Annotated in this window: 28 protein-coding genes; 21 read left to right on the top strand and 7 right to left on the bottom strand. The window is 38.0% G+C overall.

Translation table 11 applies throughout. The features are described from left to right. Nucleotides 1-2: 2 nt before the first annotated feature. The 3 genes from GH754_RS10465 (at nt 3) to GH754_RS10475 (ending at nt 2,291) form a co-directional block, all read left to right on the top strand. A complete protein-coding gene (locus GH754_RS10465) occupies nt 3-869 on the top strand; it encodes an ABC transporter ATP-binding protein (RefSeq protein ID WP_194841330.1) in 867 nt (288 codons plus the stop codon). A gap of 92 nt (nt 870-961) precedes the next feature. Further along, the gene (locus tag GH754_RS10470; protein ID WP_153728661.1) at nt 962-1,690 is read left to right on the top strand and encodes an MOSC domain-containing protein; all 729 of its coding nucleotides are present in this window, start codon (nt 962-964) and stop codon (nt 1,688-1,690) included. A 43-nt stretch (nt 1,691-1,733) separates the two neighbouring features. Beyond that, nucleotides 1,734-2,291, top strand: coding sequence for a DUF4256 domain-containing protein (locus tag GH754_RS10475; RefSeq protein ID WP_153728662.1), 558 nt, complete (start codon nt 1,734-1,736; stop codon nt 2,289-2,291). Nucleotides 2,292-2,332: 41 nt separating this feature from the next. On the opposite strand, the gene GH754_RS10480 is transcribed toward GH754_RS10475, so the two are convergent. Both GH754_RS10480 and GH754_RS10485 read right to left on the bottom strand, forming a co-directional pair. Continuing rightward, nucleotides 2,333-3,004, bottom strand: a complete 672-nt coding sequence (locus tag GH754_RS10480; protein ID WP_153728663.1) for a tubby C-terminal domain-like protein — start codon at nt 3,002-3,004, stop codon at nt 2,333-2,335. 13 nt (nt 3,005-3,017) lie between these two features. Next, nucleotides 3,018-3,431 (bottom strand): PH domain-containing protein, encoded by a 414-nt coding sequence (locus GH754_RS10485; protein ID WP_228550224.1) that lies wholly within the window; start codon nt 3,429-3,431, stop codon nt 3,018-3,020. A gap of 530 nt (nt 3,432-3,961) precedes the next feature. Here GH754_RS10485 and GH754_RS10490 point away from each other — a divergent pair. The 5 genes from GH754_RS10490 (at nt 3,962) to GH754_RS10505 (ending at nt 9,879) form a co-directional block, all read left to right on the top strand. Further along, complete coding sequence (locus tag GH754_RS10490; protein ID WP_153728665.1) at nt 3,962-5,395, top strand: vWA domain-containing protein; 1,434 nt, start codon at nt 3,962-3,964, stop codon at nt 5,393-5,395. A 140-nt stretch (nt 5,396-5,535) separates the two neighbouring features. Further along, a complete protein-coding gene (locus GH754_RS10495; RefSeq protein ID WP_153728666.1) occupies nt 5,536-7,494 on the top strand; it encodes an LTA synthase family protein in 1,959 nt (652 codons plus the stop codon). A gap of 178 nt (nt 7,495-7,672) precedes the next feature. After that, nucleotides 7,673-7,915 (top strand): hypothetical protein, encoded by a 243-nt coding sequence (locus GH754_RS19675; RefSeq protein ID WP_228550225.1) that lies wholly within the window; start codon nt 7,673-7,675, stop codon nt 7,913-7,915. Next, the gene (locus tag GH754_RS19680; RefSeq protein ID WP_228550226.1) at nt 7,906-8,127 is read left to right on the top strand and encodes a hypothetical protein; all 222 of its coding nucleotides are present in this window, start codon (nt 7,906-7,908) and stop codon (nt 8,125-8,127) included. The genes GH754_RS19675 and GH754_RS19680 overlap by 10 nt, the downstream gene beginning before the upstream one ends. Nucleotides 8,128-8,340: 213 nt before the next feature. Next, entirely contained in the window at nt 8,341-9,879 is a 1,539-nt protein-coding gene (locus GH754_RS10505) for a malate:quinone oxidoreductase (protein WP_323741979.1), read from the top strand. Nucleotides 9,880-10,460: 581 nt separating this feature from the next. Here GH754_RS10505 and GH754_RS10510 read toward each other — a convergent pair. Together GH754_RS10510 and GH754_RS10515 are read right to left on the bottom strand one after the other, a co-directional pair. Next, nucleotides 10,461-11,711 (bottom strand): mechanosensitive ion channel family protein, encoded by a 1,251-nt coding sequence (locus tag GH754_RS10510; protein ID WP_153728667.1) that lies wholly within the window; start codon nt 11,709-11,711, stop codon nt 10,461-10,463. Between the two features lie 115 nt (nt 11,712-11,826). Then, nucleotides 11,827-12,537, bottom strand: a complete 711-nt coding sequence (locus tag GH754_RS10515; RefSeq protein ID WP_153728668.1) for an MOSC domain-containing protein — start codon at nt 12,535-12,537, stop codon at nt 11,827-11,829. 163 nt (nt 12,538-12,700) lie between these two features. On the opposite strand from GH754_RS10515, the gene GH754_RS10520 reads away from it, so the two are divergent. After that, nucleotides 12,701-12,907, top strand: a complete 207-nt coding sequence (locus GH754_RS10520) for a hypothetical protein (protein ID WP_153728669.1) — start codon at nt 12,701-12,703, stop codon at nt 12,905-12,907. Nucleotides 12,908-12,996: 89 nt separating this feature from the next. Here GH754_RS10520 and GH754_RS10525 read toward each other — a convergent pair whose 3' ends face one another. Beyond that, the gene (locus GH754_RS10525; protein ID WP_153728670.1) at nt 12,997-13,194 is read right to left on the bottom strand and encodes a hypothetical protein; all 198 of its coding nucleotides are present in this window, start codon (nt 13,192-13,194) and stop codon (nt 12,997-12,999) included. A gap of 216 nt (nt 13,195-13,410) precedes the next feature. Between GH754_RS10525 and GH754_RS10530 the strand changes: the two genes are divergently transcribed. The 8 genes from GH754_RS10530 to fbp all read left to right on the top strand — a co-directional run bounded on the left by GH754_RS10530 (nt 13,411) and on the right by fbp (nt 20,561). Further along, complete coding sequence (locus GH754_RS10530) at nt 13,411-14,004, top strand: YdeI/OmpD-associated family protein (protein ID WP_153728671.1); 594 nt, start codon at nt 13,411-13,413, stop codon at nt 14,002-14,004. 157 nt (nt 14,005-14,161) lie between these two features. Then, the gene (locus tag GH754_RS10535; protein ID WP_153728672.1) at nt 14,162-14,647 is read left to right on the top strand and encodes a GyrI-like domain-containing protein; all 486 of its coding nucleotides are present in this window, start codon (nt 14,162-14,164) and stop codon (nt 14,645-14,647) included. Nucleotides 14,648-14,668: 21 nt separating this feature from the next. Then, a complete protein-coding gene (locus tag GH754_RS10540; protein WP_153728673.1) occupies nt 14,669-15,151 on the top strand; it encodes a GyrI-like domain-containing protein in 483 nt (160 codons plus the stop codon). 204 nt (nt 15,152-15,355) lie between these two features. Further along, entirely contained in the window at nt 15,356-15,760 is a 405-nt protein-coding gene (locus GH754_RS10545) for an HIT family protein (RefSeq protein ID WP_153728674.1), read from the top strand. A 294-nt stretch (nt 15,761-16,054) separates the two neighbouring features. After that, a complete protein-coding gene (locus tag GH754_RS10555) occupies nt 16,055-16,567 on the top strand; it encodes an RNA polymerase sigma factor (RefSeq protein ID WP_153728675.1) in 513 nt (170 codons plus the stop codon). After that, nucleotides 16,560-17,843, top strand: coding sequence for a hypothetical protein (locus tag GH754_RS10560; protein ID WP_153728676.1), 1,284 nt, complete (start codon nt 16,560-16,562; stop codon nt 17,841-17,843). Before GH754_RS10555 ends, GH754_RS10560 begins: the two co-directional genes overlap by 8 nt. Nucleotides 17,844-17,909: 66 nt before the next feature. Beyond that, nucleotides 17,910-18,473 (top strand): DUF6241 domain-containing protein, encoded by a 564-nt coding sequence (locus GH754_RS10565; protein ID WP_153728677.1) that lies wholly within the window; start codon nt 17,910-17,912, stop codon nt 18,471-18,473. Between the two features lie 156 nt (nt 18,474-18,629). Then, nucleotides 18,630-20,561, top strand: a complete 1,932-nt coding sequence (gene fbp / locus GH754_RS10570; RefSeq protein ID WP_153728678.1) for a fructose-1,6-bisphosphatase — start codon at nt 18,630-18,632, stop codon at nt 20,559-20,561. A 79-nt stretch (nt 20,562-20,640) separates the two neighbouring features. Here fbp and GH754_RS10575 read toward each other — a convergent pair whose 3' ends face one another. After that, the gene (locus tag GH754_RS10575; protein WP_153728679.1) at nt 20,641-21,483 is read right to left on the bottom strand and encodes an aldo/keto reductase; all 843 of its coding nucleotides are present in this window, start codon (nt 21,481-21,483) and stop codon (nt 20,641-20,643) included. A gap of 199 nt (nt 21,484-21,682) precedes the next feature. Between GH754_RS10575 and GH754_RS10580 the strand changes: the two genes are divergently transcribed. Then, nucleotides 21,683-22,633, top strand: a complete 951-nt coding sequence (locus GH754_RS10580) for an aldo/keto reductase (RefSeq protein ID WP_153728680.1) — start codon at nt 21,683-21,685, stop codon at nt 22,631-22,633. A gap of 412 nt (nt 22,634-23,045) precedes the next feature. On the opposite strand, the gene GH754_RS10585 is transcribed toward GH754_RS10580, so the two are convergent. Next, nucleotides 23,046-24,089, bottom strand: coding sequence for a C40 family peptidase (locus GH754_RS10585; protein ID WP_228550227.1), 1,044 nt, complete (start codon nt 24,087-24,089; stop codon nt 23,046-23,048). Between the two features lie 145 nt (nt 24,090-24,234). Here GH754_RS10585 and GH754_RS10590 point away from each other — a divergent pair, with 145 nt between their 5' ends. The 3 genes from GH754_RS10590 to GH754_RS10600 all read left to right on the top strand — a co-directional run bounded on the left by GH754_RS10590 (nt 24,235) and on the right by GH754_RS10600 (nt 26,264). Then, nucleotides 24,235-24,633 (top strand): nuclear transport factor 2 family protein, encoded by a 399-nt coding sequence (locus GH754_RS10590; protein WP_153728682.1) that lies wholly within the window; start codon nt 24,235-24,237, stop codon nt 24,631-24,633. A gap of 144 nt (nt 24,634-24,777) precedes the next feature. Continuing rightward, nucleotides 24,778-25,701: a ParA family protein gene (locus GH754_RS10595; RefSeq protein ID WP_194841331.1), complete on the top strand. Its 924-nt coding sequence runs from the start codon at nt 24,778-24,780 to the stop codon at nt 25,699-25,701. Between the two features lie 5 nt (nt 25,702-25,706). Further along, nucleotides 25,707-26,264: a hypothetical protein gene (locus tag GH754_RS10600; protein ID WP_153728684.1), complete on the top strand. Its 558-nt coding sequence runs from the start codon at nt 25,707-25,709 to the stop codon at nt 26,262-26,264. Nucleotides 26,265-26,269: the final 5 nt, after the last annotated feature.

A 26,269-nucleotide genomic window follows, 5' to 3' on the forward strand; every position in this document is an offset into this window, starting at 1 on the left:
ACATGCAAGCCTCACTTTTACAAGTAAAAGAGTTAACGAAAACATATAAAAGGTTTACACTAGGTCCACTCGATTTAGAAGTGGAACCAGATATAGTAGTAGGTTTAGTGGGAGCCAATGGTTCGGGTAAAAGTACTCTGTTTCGTATTTTAATGGACATCGTTAAGGAAGACACTGGTCATATCAAATTCTTTGGTCAGGAATGGACTGAGGATGACATAGAATGGAAGTTACATGTGGGATATTCTGGTGAGATACTAGAAGCATACGAGTTTTTAACGATTACAGAAATGAAGAATCTGATTTCGCGCTGGTATCAATCTTGGAATCATAACGAGTTTGAAAACTTGGTCAAACGTTATAAGATAGATGTAGATGAAAGGTATGGCAAGTGCTCAAAAGGTACGAAGAAAAAGATAGAATTTATTTTTACCCTTTGTCATAATCCGACTCTCCTTCTTTTAGATGAACCAACAGCTGGAGTGGATTTGGTTTCACAGCGAAAAATGAAAGAAGACTTAATGCGGTTTATGGAGGATGGCGAAAAAGCCATAGTGTTGGCTACGCATAAAATTGAAGAGATTAATCAGTTGTGTGATGAAATTGTGGTACTAGATTCAGGTCGTATTACTCACTCCTTTAATAAAGATGATATATATGATACCTGGGCAAGGATTTGGATATCAGATGTAGTAGAACAGGTGATACAACACCCAAACGTAATTCAGTTTGAAATGGATCCTCCCCAAATCGTTACCAATGATGTAGAAGCTTTAGAAAGCATAATGCAAAAGGAACAAATGAGTATTACACATATACAACGACTATCAATTGAGGAAGTATTAGAATTTTTAATTGATCAAGAGTAGGGGGAGTGTCGGGCACCTTATTTGGTGCCCTCTACCTACTTTAGATGTTATGTTATATTGTATGAAAGACTTGAAACTAGGAGTGAATTATATTGTTAGTTGGTCATATCCAGCAAATTGTACGCCATCCTATCAAATCATTTAGCGGGGAATTTGTACAAAAGTCTAAAATAATGGACTATGGTTTATATGGAGACCGAAGCCATGCTTACATAGATGAATCGAGAAATGGTGATTTTCTAACTATCACTCGATTCCCAGAAATGGTTCGATATAAAGCGAGGTTTGTCGGGGAAGAGCGGATGGACGAATATCCAAGAGTGGAGGTAACGACACCTGAGGGGAACGTATTTGATTGGGAAGATGAAGAGTTAATTAGCGATCTGGAAGAGAAATCGCAACGAAAAATTTCGACTACTGAGTATACACCTTCACATGTACCGATTGGGCCAATCGCTGTTGAACACATTCTTCTTACAACTGATGCTTCCTTAAATTATTTAGAGGAAAAATGGGGAAAAGACAGGATTGACTTTAGACGTTTTCGCCCTAATCTATTTATTTCATTAAAAGATAAAAGACCGTTTATTGAAGAAGAATGGATGGGAAAACGGATCAGAATAGGTAGTGAAGTGGAAATCGAGTTGGTAGGGCATTGCAAAAGGTGCATGATTATTACGGTAGACCCGGATAATGCAGAACGAGATTCTAGCCTACATAAAACACTTATCAAGGATCGAGATAATAACTTTGGGGTTTATGCTTCAGTGATCAAGACAGGAGATATTCATGTGAATGATGAAGTAATACTTATCGATTGAATGGGACAGTGTACCTGTCCCTCCGTCCCAAGGAGGTATTAATATGACAAAAAATTTGTCAGAAGAGCAACGTGAGGAATTGTTAAACACATTGAAAGCCCGATTTGAGAAAAATATGCACCGCCATGAAGGTTTAGAGTGGGGTCAGGTCCAAGCAAAACTGGATGCCAATCCTGATAAGTTGTGGTCGCTAAATGAAATGCAAAAAACGGGCGGTGAGCCTGATGTTGTTGGTCATGACCAAGACACGGATGAATACATATTTTATGACTGTTCAAAAGAAACCCCTAAAGGTCGCAGAAAGGTATGCTATGACCGTGAAGCACTAGAGTCAAGGAAAAAGCATAAGCCAGAAACGAGCGCTATGGATATGGTGGCAGATATGGGTATTAAGCTCTTAACGGAGGAAGAATATCACAGTTTACAGGAACTTGAAGAATTTGATTTGAAAACGTCGAGCTGGTTGGAGACCCCTTCTAATGTGAGAGAACGCGGTGGGGCAATTTTTGGTGACCGTCGCTTCGGGCGCGTCTTTGTTTATCACAATGGAGCAGATTCTTATTATGGAGCCAGGGGTTTTCGTGGCTCGTTAAGGGTCTAATTTTAAACGTGCTATCACGAAAAAGGACTTAGAATAAATTTCTAAGTCCTATAAAACTTAATAACCTCATATATACATGCTAATAATAAAAATGGTAATTCACCATCTTGAGTATCCATGAATATATCTCGAGGTGGTAATTTACCGTTACTAGAAATATATGAAATCTGTTGTCCATTTTTGTGGAAATTGATGGTGCGTTCACTGACATTTTTAGAGACATTTATGATTTCATTTTTGTATGGAAAAGAGAGGACTTTGCTGGATAACAATTTCTTATCCCCTTTTATCATAAAGTTTTCTTCACAATTCTTAGAAATGATTTGTACTTCCCACCTATTTTGTAACAAATCTTTTTTCTCTCTCAATTTGTGTATTTTTATTTTTAAGTTTCCGTTAGCATCCTCACCATACAGGTCAACAAAATAATTAGGCAAAAACATTGTAGTTAGCATTTGAAAAGGATTATCAAATCCTCTTTTCACATAACCTACATAGTTTGTTTTCATATCAAATATTTCGACTCGTTTTGTCATGGCCAAAATAGGGTTTTCCGTATAAAATGCTTTATTCCCTATTTCTCCATTTCCTTTTGCGGTTGTTTCTACCTTTCCTCGTGTTAGCCAATATGTAATGCCAATAAATAATATGAAAATAATACACGCAATCCATAAGAACCATTCTGGAACATATCCTACTCCGTATGCCACCATAATTCACCTCTAATTACTTTGAAAGTTTCTTATCTAATTGAATACGAGGATTTTTAGTAACCAACAATTGAACAAATTCATATTCATTTTTAGGCGATATATTCATAATGTTATATTTGCCATAAAGGATTTCCAGTCGATCAATCGAAAGCGCAGGTGCTGAAAATGGGCTTTTTGTTTTACTCAATTTTTTAATTTCACCAATTTTTATCGTGCTTTTAAATGGACCAGAGCGAACCTTAATAACTCCACGCTCAACCCTATACCCCGTCCCGAACCAAATCCATAAAAGTAATCCTATAATCAATCCACTTATAATCGTTCCTAACACACTATCATAGGTTATGAACTGCATGCCAACAGGCTCTGAACCAAAAATGTAAATGAAGATAATAAAAAGTATAATCCCCCAAAATATGAAACCCAACCAAATGTCCTTTTTAGATGGAAAATACAACTCATTCACCTCACCTTTACTAACTATACGTCTGAGAATAGGGTGAAGTTTCGTTTTCAAGAGGAAAAAACAGCAGCCTATATCACGGACTTTTACAGAGGAGCTGGGGGCTTTATGGAGCTTCTGTGGAGTGGCGAAACAGTAGTGGGGATGTAAATCCTGAGGAATATATGAAAGGTGTTACTCCGTATATTTTGAAGGGGGTTCTTAGAAATAGGTAGCGGTACTCAAAACCGTTTCACTCATTGTACGATTGAACCCTATAAAGACCAATGCTTTGACTCAAGTCGGAGCATTGGTCTTTCATTTCCTAGTTATTTTGGATGTGATTTAACATATGATTAGGTAGTAGATTGTCAATAATTACTAAGTGGCCCATAATTTTGTAGTTCATAAATCCTGTGTTTTCTTGAAAATTAGTCATTATGGAATATTGACCAATTGTGAAAATAGTTTCAACCTTAGAATAAAAGTCTGCTAACGCAAGGGGTGTGTTGGGATTGAAAAGATTAACTGTCGTATTACTTTTTTTCATGTTAGGTTTGTCTGGCTGCAGTGAAGATGAAGCTCAAAAAGGACAAGAAGAGAGCCCGACAAATACTGAAGTTGATACGGTGGAACATGAAGAGGCAGTGGAAGATGACCAAGGTGAACAATCGTTAGAGATAGATACTTTTCATTCTATTGATCCTTCTCGTGAAGGCATGAAAAATCAAACTGGCGGAACTTTTTTGGAGGATATTTCCTTAGAGCAGGAATTGGATATGAATGTTGAAGAATTTATGGCCCAAAATAAACAAGAGCTAACGAATGATTTACAAAGGATAACAAATGAAAATCAGGAGCCTGAGGCATTAGCCAAGGCGTTAGCACATTTATTAGGAACACCAAATTATACAAAAGGCATTGAGACGGCGGAAGCTTTTCAACCAGATTTTCCTGAGCCTGATTTACCTGGTGCAAAGCGGGTCAATAGTGAGGAAGAAGAGAGTGCCTCAGTAAATGGAAAGGCAATTCTATTATTAGATGCTAGCTCTAGTATGCTGTTATCAGTTGAAGGAAGAGTAAAGATGGATATTGCCAAAGAGGCGGTTCAACAGTTTGCAAATGTAATCGGACAGGAGAATGATGTATCTTTAGTCGTTTATGGACACAAAGGATCTGAGGCTGATTCCGACAAACAGCTTTCCTGTGAAGGAATTGAAGAAGTCTATCCAATGGGTACTTATGACAAAAAGAAGTTTGAAGCATCGCTGAACAATTTTGAGAGTAAAGGATGGACGCCATTAGCTGATGCAATTGATAAAGCAGCTGAAATGAGCAAAGGGTTAGAAGGTGAAATCACTTTATACATTGTGAGTGATGGTGTAGAGACCTGTGATGGGAACCCAGTAGCATCAGCAGAGGATTTTGTAAAAGAGAATGAGCACCGTAAAGTCAATATTATTGGCTTTAATGTAGATGAAGATGTAGAGGAACAATTACAAAAAGTTTCTGAAGCGGGAAATGGTGAGTTCTACTCGGCAGATGACGCAAATGAATTAAAAGAAACAATTGAATATGAATGGTTACCATCGCGAGTGGATTTGGCATGGGCACATACAAAAGCGCCAGGCCCTTGGGAAATTTTAGCTGAATACGATAAATACGATGTTGATCATGATAAAATTCGCGCATTAGTTAAGAAGGAAGACGAAAGGTATAACAAGGTTATGAAGATTCTGAGGGAAGAAGAAATGGTACCGGAAGAAGTAAGAGATGAGTTAGATGATCTTATAAGCGAAAACTATAATGTACGAATCGATGAGCTTCGTGCGTTGCGGTCAGAAAAAATAGATGAGATTGATGCCATTGCAGATGAAATTAAGAAGCGAGTGAATGAATGGAAGGAAGAGATGGAAAGAAGAAAAGATGAGCGCGGTGATATTTGGTAATTTCTATCAGGGTTCCTGCCTGTCCCTCCAGATATTAGTAATTGCTGGTATTTTGTTGACATTACGTCGTTCTAGTTATAGAATAAACTTTCATGTTATGAAACTATAAATATAACATTAATTCTTATGAGGTGAAAAAAATGAAGAAGATATTCTCCACAAAGATGGGTTTCTTCTCAATAACATTACTATTATTTTGGATAAAAACGTATTTAATATATAAAACACAATTTGATTTAGGTGTTAGTGGATCAATGCAGGAATTCCTATTATTTTTGAATCCTCTTAGTTCTGGATTAATCTTTTTAGGATTGGCATTGTTCTCTAAAGGTGACAAAATAGGAAAACGAATCATTATAATGTATGTAATCATGAGCTTTATTTTATATGCGAATGTGGTTTATTATCGTTTCAATAGTGATTTCATTACATTCGCAACTCTAATGCAAACCGATAACTTTGGTAGTCTTGGGGGAAGTATTTTAGACCTGATGGCACCATATGATATTCTGTTTGCACTGGATCTTGTTTTATTGATTGTTCTTTACCGTAGAATTAAGCCAAACTGGTCAATTGAGCGAATGAAGATGCGCAAGCCATTGGCAATATTAATGGTTGGTGTCATCGCATTTACCGTTAACCTTAATTTAGCGGAAGAAGACCGTCCGCAGCTATTGGAAAGAACCTTTGATCGAAACTATCTAGTAAAATATTTAGGTATGTATAATTTCATGATCTATGATGCGGCCCAAAGTGTTGAAAATTCAACACAGGAGGTATTGGCAGATAGTAATGACATTACGGAAGTTCAAAACTATACAAAAGCTAAATATGCAAAACCAAATGAGGAACTATTTGGCGTAGCAAAGGGAAAAAATGTGATCAAAATCCATTTGGAGTCTTTCCAATCCTTTCTTATTGATTATAAGTTAAATGGGGAAGAGGTAACGCCATTTTTAAATTCCCTAGTTCATGATCAGAATAAGAATTTCACTTACTTTGATAACTTCTTCCATCAAACTGGGCAAGGAAAAACAGCAGATGCAGAATTAATTATGGATACCTCTTTATATGGGCTTTCACAGGGTTCTGCATTCTCAACTAAAGCAGATAATACGTACCAAGCCTTACCAGCAATTATAGATCAGCAACAGGGATACACAAGTGCTGTTTTCCATGGGGATGGTAAATCATTCTGGAACCGAGACAATATTTATAAAAACTTAGGCGTCAATAAGTTTTATTATGATAGTTACTATGACATGAGTGAAGAGAATACCATTAACTATGGGTTAAAAGATAAGCCATTCTTTGAGGAATCGGTGCCATATCTGAAGGATTTGGAGCAGCCATTTTATGCGCATATGATGACATTAACTCATCATCATCCTTATTTGATTGATGAGGATGAAGCGACGATTGAGCCGGCTAAGACAGGCGATCCTTCAGTTGACCGCTATTTCCAGACAGCTCGTTATTTGGATGAAGCTTTAGAACAATTCTTCAAGGATTTAAAGGAAGCGGGATTATACAAAGACTCTGTTATTATGATTTATGGAGACCATTATGGTATTTCTGAAAACCATAATCGCGCCATGAAGGAAATTACAGGGAAAGAAATTACGCCATTAAAAAATGCTGAATTACAACGTGTTCCATTTATGATTAAAATTCCTGGTGTAGACGGTCAAGGTGTTAACCATGAATATTCCGGACAGACTGATGTAATGCCTACATTGCTACATTTATTAGGTATTAAAGCACAGGATTATATTTTATTTGGTACCGATTTGTTTTCAAAGGATCATAAAGAATTTGTTCCGTTCCGAAATGGGGACTTTGTAACACCTAAATACAGCTATGTAAATGGTATCTTTTATGATAATGAAAGCAAGAAAAAGATTTCAGAACCAACAGAAGATATGTTGAAAACAAAAGAGAAAGCTCTACATGAACTGGAGCTTTCAGATAAAGTCTTAAACGGGAACTTACTTCGTTTCTATACTCCTAATAAGGAATGGGAACCAGTGGACACTAGTGAATATTTTTATCCTGAAAAGAAAGTAACGGATAAAGAAGAGACAGATGAAAAAGAATAGACATGTTCAAAAACCGCCCAGTTGAGGGCGGTTTTTTTGTGGGTAAAGGGGACTGGTTCATTGTCCCAGCTTTGCTTGGACAATGAACACAACCCATGGTGTTTTTTATCACATATATTATGGCTGAATTGTTGTATACTGGTAATAGAAATAAGCGAACTGTCTAGGAGGGTTCAAAGTGGAAAAACGGAATAAAGGAATTCAGCGTCATGATTCGTTATATCCACTATCACATCATCATCATCACGCGTTGTTTTTGGCGTTAAAACTTAAAAGGATCGGTACCGAAAAAAGTGAGCTTAAGTATTTTTGGGAAAAGGATGGGAATCAGCATTTTAGAGATGAAGAGGAAATTGTATTGCCCGTGTTTGCGCAAATAAGTCGATTGAACAACAACCCGAAATTACCGAAATGTTATTAGAACATGTGATGGTTCGGTCGTATGTCCACCAAATTCTTACATCTAAAAATGATGCTACTTCCTTAATGAATGACCTTGGTCAACTTTTAGATACACACATTCGAAAAGAAGAGCGGGTCATTTTTCCATTGATTGAAGAAGCGTTGCCGGAAGAAGAGTTACAAAAAATAAAACCATGTTTGCATACGGATGAAATCCCACCAAAATTGTGAGGTGGGTCAAGGGTGTGGGTCAGGGGGACAGGTCCATTGTCCCAGCTTGTTTGGGACTGTGGACCTGTCCCTCCGTCCCACTTTCTCCGTTTACCTACTTTTAAATAATTTAAAATTATCATATAATAGTATACATATTAATCTAGTAAATTTTATGATAAAGTTATAGTAGATGCAGAAAAGGTGTGTGTGACGTTTACATTTTTTCTAGAAATTTTACGGAAAAGGTTGATAAAAATGAGCAACGGAGAAACAAAAACAGACGTCATTTTAATAGGCGCCGGAATCATGAGTGCAACGCTAGGAACTCTACTAAAAGAACTAGCACCAGACTGGAATATCAAAATCTTTGAAAAGCTCGGTAAAGCAGGCGAGGAAAGTTCAAATGAATGGAACAACGCCGGAACAGGGCATTCCGCGCTGTGTGAGCTAAACTACACGCCCGAAAAACCGGATGGGTCGATTGATATTAACAAGGCAATCAAAATTAATGAACAGTATCAGCTGTCCAAACAGTTTTGGTCCTATCTTGTAAATCGCAACCTGATTGATAACCCGCAGGACTTTATCACGCCATTGCCTCACATGAGTTTAGTGCAAGGGAAAGATAATGTTTCTTTTTTAAAAAAACGATTTGAAGCGCTATCAAACAATCCGCTATTCCAAGGAATGGAATTTTCTGATGAACCTGAAAAGCTGAAAGAGTGGATTCCGCTTATTATGCAAGACCGCACATCAAATGAACCGATTGCAGCAACAAAAATTGACTCTGGAACGGATGTTAACTTCGGTGCTTTATCACGTATGTTGATTGCCCACCTAGAGAGCACGAATGTGGAGATCAACTATCACCAAAGTGTTCAAGATATAAACCGTACAAGCGACGGAGGCTGGGAATTAAAGGTGAAGCATTCCGAGACTGGTACTGTTGAACGACATAAAGCAAAATTCGTATTTGTCGGCGGTGGTGGAGGAAGCCTTCATTTACTGCAAAAGTCCGGTATCCCTGAAGGAAAGGGGATAGGTGGATTCCCTGTAAGCGGACTGTTTATGGTATGTAATAATCCAGAGGTTGTAGCGCAGCACCATGCAAAAGTATACGGAAAAGCTAAAGTTGGGGCTCCGCCAATGTCTGTGCCACATCTTGACACTCGATTTATCAACAATAAGAAATCACTGTTATTTGGACCGTTTGCCGGCTTCTCGCCAAAGTTTTTAAAAACTGGATCCATGTTTGACCTGATTACTTCAGTGAAACCGCATAATCTTTTTACGATGTTAGCGGCGGGAGCTAAAAATATGCCACTAACAAAGTACTTGATTCAGCAAGTTCTACAGTCAAAAGAAAAGCGTATGGAGGAGTTACGTGAATTTATCCCTGACGCTAAAAGTGAGGACTGGGATTTAGTCGTAGCAGGCCAACGTGTACAGGTCATTAAAGATACGGAAGCAGGTGGCAAAGGAACGCTTCAATTTGGCACCGAAGTGGTTAGCGCTGCTGATGGTTCGATTGCAGCATTGCTCGGTGCTTCTCCAGGGGCATCTACCGCTGTTCACGTTATGCTTGAAGTGATCACAAAATGCTTCCCTGAAAAAATGAAAGAATGGGAGCCAAAAATTAAAGAAATGATTCCTTCCTATGGCATGTCACTAATGGACAACCCTGAGCTATTGGGTGAAATACATGCTTCAACAGCCCAAGCGCTTGGGTTGATTGAAGGAGAAACGGAGAAGGAATTAGCTTATAGTTAATTTTTAAATTGTATAGTGAGTTAAACGGCCAGTGCTTCGAGTTTAAATTTGAGTATTGGCCGTTTTTAGTTGTTGAATGGGACGGTGAACCTGTCCCTCTGACCCAGTGAGGGCATGAGACGGGAATGTGTGTGGGTTTGACAGGAGTACTTGGTGAAGTGACGTGATTATCGCGACATGTGACTTGAATATTGCTATTTGACTGAATAAAGGGGAGAAGCGGAGTGATTAGGGGAGAAGTTGACGTGGTTGATGGCTAATTAGGCAGAATTCCCGCTCCATCTGACTTGATTAATCCAGAGGTAGACGGGTTGCCACCCACCGCCACAACAACAAGACGTTATTCTCTAGAACTTTGACGTGATTCCAGCCTGTGCAGACTGAATAGCCCCCACAACCGACGTAAATGAAGGCATACAAGACGTGAATCAAGCAGCAAAACTTACTATACAACAAAGAAAGTAGCTCAGAGCAAAGAGTCTCTGAGCTACTTCTAGTTCTGACAACGTCAAAAAGGATCACCGGAAGTGGGACAATGGACCTGTCCCTCCGTCCCTAAGGTGGGAAAACTCCCATCCCACTTAACTGTTATCTCTTCCTGAGTCATCTGCTATTTTTCTTAAATCATGGCCAGATGGGTTCTGGAATAATCGTAGTCCGAATTCTGGTGCTATGGCAAACAGATGATCAAAGATATCGGCTTGAACTGCTTCGTGCTCGACCCAGCCAACTTCATGTGTAAATGCATAGATTTCCATTGGTACCCCGTGTTCGTTAGGGGCTAATGGGCGGACCATCCAAATCATATCCTGATTAATACCTGGGTGAGACTTTAGATAACTGCTGATATACGCTCTAAAGACGCCAATATTTGTAAGGGCCCTGCCATTCACTGGATTGCTCCTGTTAATTTCGTATTTGCTATTGTACTCTTCAATTTCCTGTTCTCTACTGGTGATATAGTCCGACAGATAGTGAATATCCTTAAATTTCTCAATCATATCTTCAGTACAAAATGAAATGCTATTTTTATCAATCAATAAAGAACGCTTCATCCGTCGTCCTCCAGAGGTTTGCATCGCTCGCCAATTTTTAAACGAGTCGGATATCATGGCATAGCTTGGAATGGTCGTAACTGTGTTGTCCCAATTCTGCACCTTCACCGTATTCAATGAAATATCAATAACGTCCCCATCTGCTTCGTATTTAGGCATTTCAATCCAGTCACCAACTCGAACCATATCATTGGCCGTAAGCTGAACCCCTGCAACGAGTCCTAATATCGAATCTCTAAAAACCAACATCAACACAGCGGATAGAGCACCAATCCCGCTTAGAAGCATAAGTGGACTTTCACCAATTAGGTTTGCCACCACTAGTAAGAATCCAAGAATGATGACAATAATTTTCGCCACCTGAATATAGCCTTTAATTGGCCGAGCCTTAGAAACTTCATAGGTTTGATAAATATCATTAATGGCATCTAATAGGCTATTCATCACCATTAATCCAACAATGATGATGTAGGTAATCGCAGCCTTCTCAATCAAATTTTGAAAGGCTGGAAAGGTTGATGCAAAGAAATATATAATGAGGGCGGGAACAATATGAGATAACTTATGAAACACCTTTCGATCCATAAGCACATTATCCCATTGTAGTTTGTTGTTGTTTACGATGTGAGCAATCACCCTCATCACTATTTTTTTCGTAATAAAATTCGCGATAATACAGATGAGAGCGATAAAAATAATCATAATGATAATAGACAAATACTTAACTAATATAGGGTCAAGGTCATAAGCTAAAAGCTGGTTTCGAATGAATTCCATAGATGTACCTCCACGTAGTGAAATATATATTATTATATCAGAACAATTAGACCATCTTCTGCTCTAAAATAAAAACTATCCTTTGTAGTTCAGGATAGCTTAACAAAACCATAACTTAGTCTCTATTTGGTCCAAATACCCGCTTTTCAACGGAAGATTGTTTTCCATTTAAGCGTTTCGTTAACGTTCGTTTCCAATTTTCAGCTAGAAACTCGCAAGAAATAAGTTCTTCGGCAAGCTTCAGATCATCTTTTTTCTCATGCATCACTTCATTGCATTTGGCGATAGTCCACTGTGGGTAAGGACGCTCTAGCAATGTCAACTCTAGTTTCTCATGAACAAAGCCCTCATGTAAAACACGGAAGTACCATCCTGTTCTACCTGACTGCTGGATACGTAATGCAAAGTCCATAATACGGAAGCGACGTGCAGGCTTCCAGCATGGTTGGCGTGGTTGGGCCACTTGGATTACCGCGTCACCAATTTGATATGAATCCCCGATGCAAACAGAGTGCTCTTCCATATTGTTGACAGCTAAATTCTCTCCCATAGCACCAATCCCAATCGTATCTACATCTAGTTCCTTCTTCCAATCGTCATAGTGCTTCGTAGGATAGGCAAAAACGGCTTTCTCTGGTCCACCATGATTTTTCTTATCTCCGACTTCATCCCCTGTTAATCCATTTTTACCAAGCCATACGTTATCACTAATATTTTCTTTAAAAATGCCACTCACCCACTCACGATCCATTGGATTTGAAGCGGCAGAATCCCCAATTCGTTTGGCTTTTCCTATTAATAATTTTTGAATAGATGGTTTACTCATCGTAATCCCCCCCTTTTATAAAAGAATACTATACAAAAACCAAAACACCAATGACGAACTAGTCCCTCCATCCAATGCCATCATTTGTCAATATTTGTTTAAAATGCTTAAGAAAAATCTCACTTAGCTCTGAATAAAATGTGAGTAAAGGAGTTGATAATAAATGAATAATTATCATTTAATTAGAAAACAAGAAAAAGAGAGTAAAATAGTTCGTTGTTTGAAGTGCGAGAGAGTACTAACAACGATGGAAGAAAACGATATACAAGTATGTGATCATTGCTCGCGTCGAAAAAATAATAAGCAAAACAGACATCGTTCAAATATAAAAGCTCTTTTTTTAGTAGAAAAGCTCTCTTCTCGAAAATAGTTCAATGAAGGATTTGCAGGTCTTAATCAACTAGAACTAGAGTAATACGCTGGTGTCAGTATACGATTATCGTTTACTGACACCATTTTTTATAAATAGGCCTCTCTCGCATTTAGTTCACTTAACTGTTGATCAATATGGAATATGACAAAGTTACATTCATCAACCTCGAATTCGTTCGTGTATTTCACATAATAATCCAAGCACTTAACCGCATGTTTTCTCCATGACACTAATTCATCTATTGAGCAATTTTTAATTTGTCGCTTAACTAATTCTCGGTTCATTTGAGTCATCCTTTTACGAAACCATTTTCCGTATTCGCTTACCGTAATTGTATCAGTAATTGGCATCTATTGGAATTGTTCGACAAGTTCCAGGTGCCAGTATTGACAACTTATGGAATTAAATACAGAATGATAGTTAGTTTGTAATTTTATAAATTGGTGCTTATAGTGCTTAGTGGAGTATGTTTATCGTAAATAGAAGAGAGGTTTTACCTGATGACAAGTAATAAAAAGAACCCAAAAGTTGATGAATATATTAGTAAAAACGCAAAGTGGAGGGCTGAAACGGAAAAATTGAGAATGATTGCTCTTGATTCTGGATTGGTCGAGGAATTGAAGTGGCATTTACCATGTTACATGTATGAAGGTAGTAACATCGTTATCATACAGGGGTTTAAAGATTACTGTGCACTTATGTTCTTCAAGGGCGTTTTGTTAAAGGATGACAAAGGTGTTTTAACCAAGCCTGGGGAGCATTCGCAGTCACAGCGTCAGATTCGGTTCACCAGTGTTCAAGAAATAGACGAGATGGAACCCATTGTGAAGGACTATATTTATGAAGCCATTGAAGCTGAGAAAGCCGGGTTGAAAGTAAATGTTCAAAAGAAAAAAGAATTAGATATTCCTGAAGAACTTCAAAATAAATTCGATGAAACACCTGCATTAAAAACTGCATTTGAGGCATTGACACCAGGACGGCAAAGAGCATACATTATTTATTTTTCCAAAGCCAAACAATCCAAAACTCGAGAGTCTAGGATTGATAATTATACGCAGCATATTCTTGATGGAAAGGGATTACATGATTAGAATCATTGCCTGTACAAATGCTTCTAATATGACATCAATGTAGTAAGGAAGTAATTGTATTTATTTTACAAATTTTAAATAAAATTATCCGAAAATTGTGTTAATATAAAAATGTGAAATTCATAATTGCCATTCACGGCGTATTGGAGGTGTATCTATGAGCTATGAAATTGTAACATTACCAGCTTATCGGGCTGTAGGCTTAAAATGGGAGGGAACATTCTCTGAGATTGTACCAAATTTAAAAAACGTCATTAAACAAATGCAAGCGCGTGCCCATGAGTTAAAGCATAAGCTCAATCCTAATATTTTGTTAGGTCTTTCTTATCATATCATTGAAGATGGCTTTGTGCATTATTCGGTGTATGAAGTGAGTAAAGAGCAGGAAATTCCTGATGGGATGATTGAAATACATGTTCCTGAATGGACGTATGTAAAGACGACACACAACCAAGGTGAGGACATAGCCAAGACATATACGGATTTACATAAATGGTTGTTTGATAGTGATTATACCGCTTATAGAGAGGCGGGGGTAGATTACTATGATCCTTATATGCCAATCAAACATGAGCACTATCAAGTCGGCTATAATTCGGATGACCCACAATTCGATATCTTTATACCGATTGTGAAAAAATAATGTAATTAAGGAGATGGAGGTATGGATTACAAAATTGTAAAAAAGGAAGGCTTTAGGGTTATCGGGAAAGAGATTCGAACATCAACGAAGAATGATGAAAACTTTAAACATATTCCTCAATTTTGGGAAGAGTGTAATGAAAATGGAACAGCGGACAAACTAAGTGAATATGCGGGTGACTTGGGGTTATTAGGAATTTGTATGGAGTTTGATCCAGAAAACGAAGAATTTACATATGTAATCGGCATCGAAAAACCAGAACAAAATCCAATGGAAGGACTAGTAGAAAAAGAAATTCAAGGTGCGACCTGGGCGGTTTTTGAAGCGGTTGGTCCAATGCCTGGTGCCATTCAAAAAGTATGGGAGGGCATATTTACGGAATGGTTTCCATCAACAGGCTATGCGCACGCTGATGCACCAGAATTTGAAGTGTATCCATCTGGTAATCCATATGATGAAGATTATCGGAGTGAGGTATGGATACCGATAGTAGACGATAAATAAAATCTCTGAGACTTTTAACTTTTTTAGGGCAGTCGTATGTGCTGTCTTTTTTACTTACAAGGATAAAAATAGAGTTCATTGAGGAGGAAGTAAAAATTGAAACCTATAATTTCACGGATCTTGATGGAACACAGCCAGATTGGGGAGAGCATTACAAAAAGAAATACGGACCTGTTTCAGTAAGATAGTTAGGTGGATAAAAGTATGTTTCATGAAGAAAATTGTCCATTTTGTCATACGGACAAAGATAAGGACCAGAATATCATATTTGAAAACGAAACCTGTTACTTCCTACAACATAATAAAGAACAAGATGTGTTAGAGGGGTGTGGGGTGATTGTGCCTAAAAAACATCACGCAAATGCCTTTGAGTTAACGAAAGAAGAATGGAACGATACATATGAACTCTTACAAAGTCCAAAAGGGTACTTAGAACAAGAGTTTTCTCCTGATGGTTATACACTTGGTTGGAAAGTTGGGGAAGTTTCTAACCAGTTTATTTTCCATAGTCGTTTTTACGTAATCCCAAGATATGACGACGAACCATTAGCAGGCAAAGGAGTTCGTTATTGGTTAAAGCACCCTGAAAATAAGAGGATAAAGGAATAAGGTGAACAAAAAGAGTATTTGACAGAGTAAATGCATGGTTTCATTTGAAATACCATGCTTTTGGCTTTTAATATATTTTATTTATCCTCACGCAATATATAGTTATTTCCATCTTGGTCCTTAAATTGGCACATGGTACCAAAAGGCATTCTTTGCATTTCATCTACCTCTACTCCGTTTTCCTTCAAATTAGGAATACCCATTTTAAAAGATAAAATTTTTTATTCTAAACTGCCATAAACCAACTTCATTCACGTCTAATAATTGAGTAGCAAAAACCGGGGGAATTTCGACATGTCGAAGAGTGATATCGTTTCAGAATGGTTTCATCAATATAGCCATGATGTCTATGATTTTTTAGTCTATTACACAGGAAACAGGGATGTTGAAGATTTGGTTCAAGAGGTTTTCATTAAAGCCATCAAAGGGTTGAAAACCTTTAAGCAGCAATCCAGTCCGAAAACATGGCTGTTTAGTATAGCACGAAATGTGGCAATCGATGATGCAAGAAAAAGAAATAGGAAAAAGCTAGTTTTAACATCGGAACTTGATGACATGTTAAAGGTTGATCAAGACCAAATGCCAGAAAATCTAATAGATCTGAATGAAAAACGTAAGGAGCTTTATATAGCCATACATTCATTAAAACCAAATTATCGAGATGCAGTGGTATTAAGAGGATTAAAGGAGTTATCGGTTGCCGAAACAGCTGCGGTATTAGACTGGAAGGAAGAGAAGGTTAGAACTACGTATTACCGAGCGTTAAAGGCTCTTCGGAAAAAACGAGGAGGTGTTGAAGATGAGTAACCATGATGATTTTGAACAACTGGAACGTGAATTGAGGCAATTTCCTAAGAACGAATTGAGAGAGAAGGACTTTCAGGAAATTCATCAAAATGTAGTGGAATTTGCTAATCAGTATGAAAAGCTAGAAGGAAAAAATAGATGGATGAAACGGATAGTTGGTGGGATCGGTTCTATTGCGGCTGTTCTAATATTCACCTTTATCACTATTAGCCTAGTGAGTGAGGATGGCCAAACAGCCAAGGAACATGGCCAAAACGAAACCCGGATGGATAAATCTGGTGAAAAGCAAAATAACGAAGACCAAACAATAGAGCCTTCCATGGACCCACGAATTGCAACTATTAAGGAAACATTGAGTGATTTTGAGCTTCCAGAAAAAGGGCGAATGAACCCTGAAGAGGCACAAGAGCATATTCAAGGCTATACAAATGCTGATGATTTAATTGTCTATGAAAATGGTTTTGTCATAAATGAAAAGAAAAAGAGGGTTACAAGTGTAATTCACTTCGATGGTCCGAATCAATCACCAGTACCCAAAGGAACCCAAGCATTGGCGTTTTTTAAAACGTTAGTCGGTGCAGACTTGTCAGAACACGCTGTATTAAATGGTAGCGTAAGTATAGGCGAAGATATTCCAGAGATAGACGATGACATTCGTCGCTATATGGAGGACTATGCGAAAACCTACAATTCAAATCACAATGCAGTCGGTGGATGGCATGATATTGAATCGAATATGGAGCGAGATTTAAGCCTTATTGAACGGGTTGAAAAACCACTCAAAAACTATAAAGTATTGTCAGATTGGTTACAAGAGGCCAAATCCCATTACCTAAAAGCACAAGAATTAGGGATTGAAAACTGGGAAGCGGCTTACAACGAATATCGCAAGGCCACACACATGTTTAACGATTTAGCTAACGCTTTACAAAGCAATCACAAAATGGAGAATCCGCTTATTCAATACAAAGTGGGAAGAACCGACGAGATCACGCTAGAGTCATTCGTTACCACTACAGCGGAAAACCTTCAACCTGATTCTGAGTATCTTTCCAATCAATCGAAGGAAACGGCCATTTTCACACTTGCACATTCTACAATTCGTTATATAAACAATTTCCATGAGGATGTTCAGAGGCTTGGAATGACGGAGGATTTTGATGAATGGAGGCAAATTTCTGAGGATATCGTGAGGAGTGGGGGCAAAGGAGAGGAGTTTCAGGAACTAATGAAAAAATTTGAAGCTAAGGTTAAGGATATTTCTGCTTCGATGTAAAAATGTGAAATCCTTGTTTAGGGCTTGGCCATGTTAGAATAAGGGTACTAGAATCGGGGGATCTATTTGAAAAAAATTCTTGTTATTACATTCTCAATTATTGCTACAATCGCCATTTGTTTCTTTTCCGTTCAATATATCATAGGAGCACTTTCTGGTCTCAATGAAAGTGCAACTGAAAATGGTCGTACAATAGTGACGAAAAAAAGCCAAGCGTTACAGGCTGAGGAAAAAAGGATAGAAGACAAAGCAAGATTGCAAGAGGCTTTAGATCAAATAAATGAAGATTATCTCCAGCTAAAGCTAGATGAAAGTCCATCTGAAATGAAAGTGATTGATGTACTCCATGAAATGGTCCATCAGAAGGTTAAAGCTGAGAAAAAATGGGGTCAGATTCCAATGCACCCTAAAACCATAGAGCAAGTGAATAAGGTTATTGAGCAAGGTAATTTTGAACGTAAAACGGAGTTATTGGATATGGTTGAAAAATGGGAGGATGGAAATTTTTCAACAGCTGATGAGGATCACAACTTTCTATGGTCCATAAAGGAGGGTAATGTCGGTAAGGCCTACGGTATCTTATCCCTACAAGAAGAAATAAAATACATCCACGACCATTTTATCGACTAACCGGGTCGGGGGGACAGGTCCCGCGTCCCATCGGTAAAGGATTCCTGGGACAGTGGACCTGTCCCTCCGTCCCAACTTTAAAAATATTGTTATCAGTTATATAATGGAAATAGGTTTAATAGATACATATGGTTCATTTCAAGGGGGATGCTTAATTTGAATACGAAGTTCTTAGATTTATTAGCTCAAAGATATGATTCTGAAGAAAAAGTAGTCAAGGAAATTATTAATCTAGAAGCTATCCTCCATTTACCCAAGGGGACGGAGCATTTTGTAAGCGATTTACATGGGGAGTACCAGGCTTTTCAGCATGTTTTAAGAAATGGTTCAGGCAAAGTAAAAGAGAAAATCAGAGACCTTTTTACGGATGTGTTATCGGAAGAGGAAATTAATGAATTTGCGACATTGGTGTATTATCCGGAAGAAAAACTACAATTGATTAAGAATAATTTTGGCAATAAAGAGGAGTTGCTCGAGTGGTATAAGGAAATTATTGAACATTTAATTAAGCTTGTTTCGTATTCTTCCTCTAAATATACAAGGTCAAAATTACGGAAAGCATTGCCTCAACAGTTTGTGTATATCATCGAGGAGCTACTGTACAAAACGGACGAGTATACCAATAAGAAGCCCTATTATGCCAAAATCATTCAGCAAGTTATTTCCCTCAATCAGGCGGATAAGCTCATCATCGGCCTTGCATATACGACGCAAAGATTGGTAGTTGACCACCTTCATGTCGTGGGAGATATTTATGACCGTGGACCTGAGCCGGATAAAATTATGGATACACTTATCAATTATCATTCTGTTGATATTCAGTGGGGGAACCATGACGTCCTATGGATCGGTGCATATGCAGGGTCAAAGGTGTGTCTAGCTAATATCATTCGCATCTGTGCGCGTTATGATAATTTGGATATTATTGAGGATGTTTATGGAATCAATCTGAGACCTCTTCTAAATCTTGCGGAGAAATATTATGGGGACAATCCAGCTTTTCGTCCCAAGCGTCTTTCTGATAAAAAGTTATCTGAACATGAACAAGTGCAAATTACGAAAATTCATCAGGCTATTTCCATGATCCAGTTTAAGCTAGAAAGTCCGATTATTAAAAGGCGTCCATACTTTAATATGTCAGAAAGGCTTTTGCTTGAAAAGATTGATTATGACCGAAACGAAATAACCATTCAGGGAAAAACATATCCATTGGACAATACCTGCTTTGCAACGGTGAATCCAAACCAGCCAGATGAATTATTAGAGGAAGAAAAACAAGTGATGGACAAGCTCTTATTTTCTGTCCAACATTCAGAAAAACTAGCCCGACATATGAAGTTTCTAATGAAAAAAGGGAGCCTGTACTTGAAATATAACGGAAACCTATTAATTCACGGCTGTATTCCGATTGATGAAAACGGCAATATGGAGAAAATGACAATTGATAATAAAACCTATGCGGGCCGGGAGCTACTGGATATTTTTGAGCATTATTTACGACATGCTTTTGCGCACCCAGAGGAAACGGATGACCTAGCAACCGATATGGTCTGGTATTTATGGACAGGGGAATATTCATCACTTTTCGGAAAAAGGGCGATGACAACCTTTGAGCGATATTTCATTAAGGACAAGGAAACCCATAAAGAAAAAAAGAACCCATACTATTATTTACGTGAAAATGAGGACATGTGCAGGAAAATGTTAACGGAATTTGACCTCGATCCTGATCAAGGTCACATCATCAATGGTCATACACCTGTTAAGGAAATTGACGGTGAAAATCCAATTAAAGCAAATGGGAAAATGGTCGTCATTGACGGTGGCTTTTCCAAGGCATATCAGTCTACAACAGGGATAGCGGGCTATACATTATTGTATAATTCCTATGGTATGCAGCTGGTTGCACACCAGCAATTTAATTCCAAAGAAGATGTTTTACTAAACGGGATGGATGTCTTATCGGTAAAACGATTAGTAGACAAAGAACTGGAGCGAAAAAAAGTTTTAGAAACCAATATTGGAGAAGAAATCTTACAGGAAATCACTATCTTAAAAAGCCTAATGGAATATCGTTACATGAAGTAAGAAGTGGGTCGAGGGGACAGGTCCCTTGACCCACTTTATCAACATTTTTGGGACGATGAACCTGTCCCACCGTCCCATTTTAAAATTCTTCATAGACAGCTGGGTCTTGGTCATTAATCCTTCCGTCTGGACGAGTTAGCTCGGCAATGATATTCATTTCTGTATCATTTAAAGAAAAATCGAAAATTGAAATATTTTCTAGTTGGCGTTTAGGGGATGCGGATTTAGGAATCGGAATTGCACCAAGCTGATAATGCCAACGTAATATGATTTGTGGAACAGACTTCTTATGGTCATCAGCAATCTTTTTAATGGTTTTATTTTCAAAAACATCATTCGCTCTTGCTAATGGACTCCAGGATTCCGTTGTAACATTATTTTCTTTGTGCCATTTTAATTGTTGATCTTGGTTGAAAAAGGGGTGTAATTCAATCTGATTTATACTAGGCTTTACCCCTGTTTCTTCTTCAAGTCGCTCTATATGTTCGGGTAAGAAATTACACACTCCAATAGAGCGAATGAGTCCCCATTTTTTTGCATCAATTAGTGATTGCCAAGCTTCTACATACTGGTCTTGTATGGGGTTTGGCCAATGAATAAGGTATAAATCATAGTAGTCGAGATTTGCGCGATATAAGGATTCCTGAATGGTTTTCACGGCCTTTTGATATGTGTGATAGCGTCCTGGTAACTTAGATGTAATCCGTAACTCCTGTCTTGGGACTGTGCTACGTCGAATTGCTTCCCCTACAGTACCTTCGTTTTCATAATTATAAGCTGTATCAATGAGTCGATAACCAATATCTATTGCACTTGATATAGCCGCTGCGCCTTCACTTCCATTCAGATTATATGTACCAAAACCTATAGATGGTATTGTAATTTCATCATTTAGTGTGATTTGTGGTATGGCTTTGCTCATAATCGACACTCCTATTTTTAAAAATTTTTAGATAATATATGATTAGATTACCACTAAAATAAACTTGGGTCGAGGGGACAGGTCCCTTGACTCAATTCTTCATCATTTTTGGGACGATGAACTCGTCCCATCCTTGTAAACTTATCCAATAAATGTTAAAAATGAAAGTACAAATGTTCTGAAGGGATGGAAGGTAACAATGAAATTTGTGCAATTAAAAAACCAAAAAATCCCACCCATTGCATTAGGGACTTGGTCCTGGGGTAATGGGGTAAATGGAGGAGATGCTGTTTTTGGCAACAATCTTAATGATAAAGATTTAAAACCTCTTTTTGAAGCGGCAATGCAGGCTGGATTTAACTTATGGGATACGGCAGCAGTATATGGAATGGGAGCATCGGAAACCATTTTGGGGAAATTATTGAAAGAACAGTCAAATGTCGTCATTTCCACAAAATTTACTCCAGGTGCTCAAGATGATATGGAGAATTCCCTTACGGAGAGTTTAGAACGGTTGGGCGTGGATCATGCCGATATTTACTGGATTCATAATCCAAATGATGTGAACAAATGGACAGCTGAACTAATTCCTTTAATGAAAAGTGGTAAAGTAAAACATGCAGGTGTATCAAACCATAACTTAGAGGAAATAAAATTAGCTGCGTCTATTCTTGAAAAAGAAGGTTTACAACTTTCAGCAGTACAAAATCATTACAGCTTACTTTATCGCTCATCAGAGGATGCGGGGATTATAGAATGGTGTAATCAGAATAATGTACTATTCTTCTCTTACATGGTATTGGAACAAGGAGCGTTAACCGGTAAATATAATGCCCAGAATCCTTTCAAAAGTGGGACAAGAAGAGGGGATGCCTTTAATGTAGAGGTTCTACAAAAGTTAGATCCATTAATCGATTTAATGAAAAGATTAGGTAGTATACACGATGTTGAACCGGCGCAAATTGCTATGGCTTGGGCGATAGCGAAAGGAACAGTACCTATTATCGGAGTAACAAAATCCAGTCATATTGAGGGAGCCATTTCGGCCGTTGATGTTAATTTATCTGAACAGGATCTGAAGGACTTAGAAGATACAGCAAAGGCCACAGGTGTTGAAATCAAAGCAGGGTGGGAGAAGAGTATGGACTAAAGAGCGGATAAAGTTTCCTTGTCTAAAATGGGATTTGGACCTTTCTCTTTCCCACTGGGGTAAACTTCCTATTTATATTCAAATGTTATAAAAAGATATGTTTCCTTCAGTCTTTTCAACTACGATATCTTATAGATTTTATTCGAAGTAATATAAATAGGGATTGGAAATGTGAACAAATTAATGGAAGTCATCCTTGCATAAGATTGCAGCTTTTTCAGGTCCCTTTACTCCAGGGGAGGAAATGATTGGACAACTAATGTTTGACCATAGAAAGACTGATTCGTATCAACTAGTACTTGGCTAAGCATTAAAATCGGTTTCCAACGAACAAACGTGGAAATTAAATAGTGCTGAGGCAAAATATTTGGGACGTGGGACCTGTCCCCACGTCCCGTGTCCCTCTGTACCACTACTCAATAATTCGTTTTGAGAACAGATAGTTTTTCTTCCAGTATGAGTTATCTAATACATTTTTCGTTATAGTTACCCCTCGAGAGCTTGAAGCATGAATCATATCACCATTGCCCATATAAATACCAACATGTCCGACTCTTCCGTCTGAGTATAGGTCTTCAGTAGTAAAGAACATTAAATCACCAGCTTTTAGACTCGTAACCACTCTTCCCTTGCTAGCCTGATCTCTAGATACGCGTGGAATATCTATCCCAATTTGCTGGAATACAAGCTTGGTGTAAGAAGAGCAATCAAATAGTTTAGGGGCTTCGGCTAGTGTTGCTCCAAATTTATAGCCAGCACCGATATAATCCTTCGCATGATTGAGTAATTTCTGTCGCTGATCTGATACACTGATTTGATTCGGATTCTTCACCGGTTCCCGTTCTTTTTTAGGCTCCATTTCCTTTGCCTGCTCTCGGGAAGGTAGTTTTAATTTTTGACCATCAACAATCAGGTTTGACTTTAGGTTATTGACGGATTTTAATTTATTAACAGTGGTGTGGTGAATTCGCGATATATTCCAAAGTGTATCTCCTGTATGGACAATGTAATATTGTGCAGGTTTTTTTACCTGAATCGAGCCATTTTCCTTTTTGAATGTAATATTGGCATTAAACAGCGCACCACCAGCGTGTAGGGAAATGTAAGCAGTATCTTGAATCCAACGTGGTGGTTTTATATTTACATATTCATTTCCTTTCTTGGCTCTTCTTCCACCCATTGTCGTTCTAATTTTGGTTGAACCGTCTGTTATTTCGTAAGTTTTCGTCTTCTTTTCAAATTTAATGCTGTTGTACCCCAATACCTTTGCTAATTTTACAAATGGTAAATAGTACGTCCCGTCAATTTTAATCGGATTAATCCCATCCACAGCCTTTCCGTTAATAGCAATCTCAGCCGTTGGGATGTTTTGAATTTGGGCATTTGTTTTTACTGTACCATTTACGACAATTCCGAGGACAAAACAAATAATTAATAACTTACGAAATCTCTGCATTAAAATAACTCCTTTCATAGTGTCTGTATTCAAAATTAAGTTGTGAAATGGGTGACTTTTTATACCTTTATTAACTTTACAAATAGATTACATTTACTTAAGCTCGTAGTTTTGCGGTAAATAAGTTTTCAAAGGAGAGGATAAAATGAATAGGTCATTAATTGAATTCACTAGCATGCATGACAAATTTATTGAGGATTGGAATGCGGCAATGACTTCAGGTGATACAACATCCTTAGAAAGAATGGCAGAAGATTATTACGTTGCTTTTTTTAAAGGCGGAAGTGAGAGACCGGTTATATTCAAGCGGGATGAGGCAATTAGTGGTATGCGGCAGTCTGTAAAGCACTTCTTAGGAGCTGAAAAGAAATTTAATAATCGCGTTATTCGATTAAGGGATTACGAGAACGCTGTCGTTTTTTACGAACAAGTTATACAAAAAGATGAGGAGGTCTTGGCAAGACTGTTTACAATCGAAAACTGGCAGAACTTTGATGGAGAATGGATGTTAGTGAGAGAAACCGAAGAGCCAATTGGGTCATAGGGACAGGTCCCGCGTCCCACCACCGGCTAGAGGACGGGGACAAGGGACCTGTCCCCCCGTCCCGGTTTTAAATATCCTCCTTTTAGCATATATATGGTTACATACATATCTAGAGGGAGTGGTTGTTATGGGGTAATATCAATCATGAATTATAAGGGAGGTGTTGGGAAGACGACGTTATCGGCTAATGTTGCAGCTGAAATGGCATATCGCGGGTTGGAGGTTCTGTTAATTGACCTGGACCCACAGGCTAATCTAACGTTGTCTTTTGTTAGTATCGACGATTGGAAAGCCCTTGATCGGCAAGAGCGAACCATTAAGCATTGGTATGATCAATATTTAGATTATAACCATGATATTTCCTTGAAAGAGCTTATCATCACACCAACAAGATTAAATGAAAAGCTAGCTCAAAGTAGAAGCAGTGGAAGGCTTGATTTGATTTGTTCCCACTTGGAATTGGTTGAGGTTGATATGGAGCTTTCGAGTAAATTAGGTGGTCACACCGATCGAGCAATTAGAAATAATTATGTAAATGTATTATCTCGCCTACGTTTTAAGCTGGAGGAAATTAAAGAAGACTATGACATGATCATCGTAGATTGCCCGCCAAATTTTAATCTCATCACACAAAATGCTATTGTTTCGAGTGATTATTACCTCGTCCCTGCCAGAACAGATTATCTTTCTACCCTTGGAATTAATACATTATTGAAACACGTAGATACCCTGAAAAAGAAATATAATCAACATCTTCATGAAACCAATCATCGTCATATGCCACCTATTTCACCACAAATGCTTGGGATTGTGTTTACCATGGTTTCCTACCATAAGGGTGTCCCGATTTCTGCCCAAAGGGAATATATTGCACAGGTCAAAAGAAGTCGACTTCCATTCTTTAATTCCTATCTTCGTGAGAATAAAAGTTTGTTTGCAAGTGCACCTGAAACTGGAATACCTGTTATCTTGCATCAAGGGAATATCCAACAGAAAAAAATCAAGTGGGAAATTCGGGCTTTAGTAGACGAGGTTTTACACACAATGAAGGCGAAGGTGAGGAGTTAAAGGTTATGTCGAAAAATGAGACGCAAGCTTTGTTCGAGCTCATAACAAAATTTATTCATTCACTAAGCGAGGAGCAATATAGAAGCTTAATCAGCGGCAAGGGTAAAATTGAATTTAAGGAAAATAATCAAGGAGACGACAAACGCATTGAGAAAATCAAAAAGAGTAGAACGATTCGCGAGGTTGAAAGGAACTGTACTGGCATGTTAAAAAAGGACATTATTTCAGTATGTGAATCCTTAAAGATTGACGCCAAAAAGCGGGATACCAAAAAGGTTCTCTTTCAGAAGATTGCCGCTCATTTTCAAATAAAAGACGAAAATGAAGATGATGAGCTGATAAAAGTAAAAGAAACGCTTCAAAAATTCAAAAGTCCAGAAGAAGCTAAGGAATATCTTACCAATCAGCAACTACTCAAAACAAAAAAAGATATCATCCATCTGGCAAAATTGCTCGATGTGTACATCAACCCCAAACACACTAAAACCATGATATTAAATCGCATCATCGAATCCGTCATAGGCTCACAGCTCAGTGCACAAGCAATCCGCGGTGGGACGTAGGGGCA

This window comes from Salinibacillus xinjiangensis (assembly GCF_009649735.1).
Classification (GTDB): domain Bacteria; phylum Bacillota; class Bacilli; order Bacillales; family Alkalibacillaceae; genus Salinibacillus; species Salinibacillus xinjiangensis.